Annotated in this window: 3 protein-coding genes and 1 pseudogene; 2 read left to right on the top strand and 2 right to left on the bottom strand. The window is 54.3% G+C overall.

Annotated elements, in window-relative coordinates; genetic code table 11:
* Positions 1–115 precede the first annotated feature (115 nt).
* Positions 116–442, bottom strand: coding sequence for a PhnD/SsuA/transferrin family substrate-binding protein (locus IQ254_RS30455; RefSeq protein WP_193969879.1), 327 nt, complete (start codon positions 440–442; stop codon positions 116–118).
* A gap of 80 nt (positions 443–522) precedes the next feature.
* The gene (phnC, locus tag IQ254_RS30450; protein ID WP_313887624.1) at positions 523–1,365 is read right to left on the bottom strand and encodes a phosphonate ABC transporter ATP-binding protein; all 843 of its coding nucleotides are present in this window, start codon (positions 1,363–1,365) and stop codon (positions 523–525) included.
* Positions 1,366–2,017: 652 nt separating this feature from the next.
* On the opposite strand from phnC, the gene IQ254_RS30445 reads away from it, so the two are divergent.
* Both IQ254_RS30445 and IQ254_RS30440 read left to right on the top strand, forming a co-directional pair.
* Entirely contained in the window at positions 2,018–3,019 is a 1,002-nt protein-coding gene (locus IQ254_RS30445) for a pentapeptide repeat-containing protein (RefSeq protein ID WP_228041244.1), read from the top strand.
* 4 nt (positions 3,020–3,023) lie between these two features.
* Positions 3,024–3,213 (top strand): annotated as a pseudogene (locus IQ254_RS30440) (EamA family transporter); the annotation flags it as partial.

Genomic DNA, 3,213 nt, shown 5'->3' with positions numbered 1-3,213 from the left:
TGGTTTGGTAGGATGCAGGAAACATATTGGTTTAGGGGAGCTGCACTGAGGCTCCCTATTTTTTGTCCCCTTTATTGTCTCAAAGCCCTGTACCGCATGACGTTGAGTACCCTTGTCACCCGTTAAGGCCGGCGGCCATGCCTTCGATCACGCCTGCGTAGTCGTTGGCGTAGAAAGCATTGACTTTACGGCCAATGCTTTCTTCCAGGGCCGCCACAAAAGGATCCCACTTGGGCTGCAGCGCTTCTTGGGATTCGGTGGACAGGATACCAAAATCGATTTCGCTAATCTCTGGCGCACAAACTTCGCCATCCGCCGCAGAGGTAGACCCAGCATCGGCGGTGGGATTGCTGGTGTCGGTGCTACAGCCAACTACCGCCGTTGCACTCAGCAGACCAGCCGTTAACAGGGCCGTAGATTTTTGGGCAAAACGAGTCAACATGGTTTCCCTCAAGAGCTTTAATAAACGACTGAATTCACTAGACCGATGGATGTGTGAGCAACAAAACCTGGCGTGGCAGCCTAACGCACCAGCGACTCCCCGTGACCGCTGACGACCAATTCCTGAGCCGCTGCACCGTAAATGTCATCTAGGCGACGGTCATCGAGCTGGAGGGTGGGGCCGTCAAAGTGAACTTCTCCATCCCGTAGCGCTACAGAGCGATCGAAATAGTGGCGCACCATCTGCACCTGGTGCAGCGAGGTAATCACCGTAATGCCCCACTCCCGGTTGAGCTGTACGAGCATTTCCATTACCCGCCGGGCCGACTCGGGGTCTAGGGAGGCAATGGGCTCATCGGCCAGAATGATCTTGGCTCCCTGCATCAGGCAACGGGCGATCGCCACCCGCTGCTGCTGCCCCCCCGATAGGGTTGAGGCCCGCTTGTAGGCCTGGTCTAAAATTCCAACCTGTTCGAGAGCAGAGAGGGCCCGCAACTTTTCTTCCTGGCTAAACCAGCGACCTAGGGCTCGCCCCGTAGACACCTGAGAGAGGTAGCCTGCCAACACGTTATCGAGCACAGATAGCCGATTAACTAGGTTGAACTGCTGAAAAATAAATCCAATCTGACTCCTGAGCTGGCGCACCTTGGAGTGCAAGTGGCCATCAGACTGAAGCAAGGAACCGAAGACAGCAACCTGGCCCCTATCGGCCTGCTGCAAGCCGTTGATATTTCTCAATAGGGTAGATTTGCCCGAGCCTGAAGCACCGACTAGCGCGACCATTTCGCCGTCGTTAACCGACAGCGAGACACCCCTGAGCGCTAACTTATGTTTGAAAGTTTTGGTTAAGCTGGTTACCTCCACCGCAACAGACTCGGTCGCAGCAGACTCGATATGACGGTGCGAACTCTCTGTAAAAGACACCTGTGCTTCCATGAAATATACCTGTGACCAACGAAAACCGCGCCAAAAAAGGTTTTAATGGCACTAAAAATAGCTAAACGCTGGTTAGTTAGCGTTCAGGATGCTAATCAAAAGCATTGTTAAGGATCTAGTTTAAGAAAGACCTCTCCTTAGCCTAATTTTCCTTTAAGGAGTTATTAAGGCTGTGGATTTGGCTGATTTTTATGGATGTCTGTGGTGTTCAGGGTTTGCGGAATGGTTGGCGAAATTAATGTTGTCTGCCAGTAGTTTGAATCGAAATGGTACCAATTGCTATTGCTCAGAGGAGCTCAACCCCGCCAGCGCTGTCGAGCTTTGAGTCTAAGCGAGATCATGACGATGCGCTTTAATCTGGCTATGATGGGCCTAACTAGTTATATCCCTGGCTATGACAGTCGCAAAGTTTAATGAGAAAGTAAGCCTCTCTTGGCCAGAACGCTTGAGGATGATAGATACCCTCAACCGATTACCCCTAACCCAGCAACTGATCATAGAGGCTGCTCTGGGCTTCCCTTCTGAGATCAGGCTAGACCTTGAGGCCCAGCCTGGGCTGCGAACCAGTGTCTTAATCGGGTGTCTGGAAGGAGCAAGTTGGCCAGGGCATCTAGGACCATTATTTGATGTTCTGACTGAGATGGAAATAGATCCACTTCACCGTTCTGCCTCTGCTGACGGTAGCAAGTGGCAACATCTCAGTACGTTCAAGGTTCGACTAGAGGGAGACTTGAACCAATTAGGCATTGATGGCCTTAGAGCCCTCCTGGCAGAGCTTCAAAAGCTGGCTCAAGACCCTTCTGTTGAAGTAAAAGGAGTGCGGGCAGAGAGCATTGAAGTCGAACTGCAAGGCTCGGCTGAGGCCTTAGAGCGTCTCAGGAGCTTGCTAGGTAGTGGTGAGGTGACCCAGATTTTAGGTCTAAGGGTCGAAGACACGACTCCTGTGGAACAAATGGGTGTACCAAAAGGGCTTGACCTCAGCTGGGCCAATCTCTGTGGGGCCGACCTCACTGAGGTCAGCCTCAGCTGGGCCGATCTCCGTAAGGCTAATCTCAGCAGAGCCAATCTCCGCAGGGCTAACTTCAGCGGCGCCAATCTTGGCATGGCAGACCTCAGCGGGGCAAACCTCCGCAGGGCCAATCTCAGCGTAGCCACCCTTCTGGGGGCCAACCTCAGTGTTGCGAACCTTCGGGAGGCTGACCTCAGCATGGCCAACTTTCGGGGGGCCAACCTCAGCGTGGCCAATCTCCGAGAGGCCGACCTCAGCATGGCTAACCTCTGCAGAACCAACCTCAGCGGGGCCGATCTCAGCGGGGTCGATCTCTACAGGGCCAACCTCAGCGGGGCCGATCTCAATGTGGCCAACCTCAGCGGGGTCAATCTCCGCAGGGCTAACCTCAGCGGGGCCAACCTGAGCGGGGCCAACCTGAGTCGGACCGACCTAGGCCGAGCTAATCTCAACGGAGCTACCTTCCGAGGGGTCAACCTCCGAGGGGTCAATCTTCGCAAGGCCAATCTGATCGGAGCAGTCTTTTGGGATAACTCAGATCTCACTGAGCTCGATAAAACCGACTTTCAAAGGCGCGGGGCTATATTTCAAGATATCCCTGCCCCTGATATGTTTAGCTCATTTGGGCATTAGCACTGTGATTGGGTTCTCTGCCGTGCTGATGTGGGCGACGCTGGCTTTGCTCACTGACCTAAGCGGCACGGTGCCCCCGTTTCAGCTGACGGCGATGGCGTTTACCGTGGCTTTCGCGATTGGGGTGGCGACTTGGGTGCGGGCCGGAGGCAGTGTGCTGGGACACCTGAAGTTACCCTGGGCAGTGTGGGGGC

Origin of the sequence: Nodosilinea sp. LEGE 07088, assembly GCF_015207395.1 — a bacterium.
GTDB lineage: Bacteria > Cyanobacteriota > Cyanobacteriia > Phormidesmidales > Phormidesmidaceae > Nodosilinea.
This window is presented reverse-complemented; position numbering and strand designations above follow the sequence as displayed.

Bases quoted from the DNA above. Each gene is read 5' to 3' on its own strand.
- IQ254_RS30455 (WP_193969879.1), bottom strand. From the start codon at position 442: ATGTTGACTCGTTTTGCCCAAAAATCTACGGCCCTGTTAACGGCTGGT.
- IQ254_RS30445 (WP_228041244.1), top strand. From the start codon at position 2,018: ATGGAAATAGATCCACTTCACCGTTCTGCCTCTGCTGACGGTAGCAAG.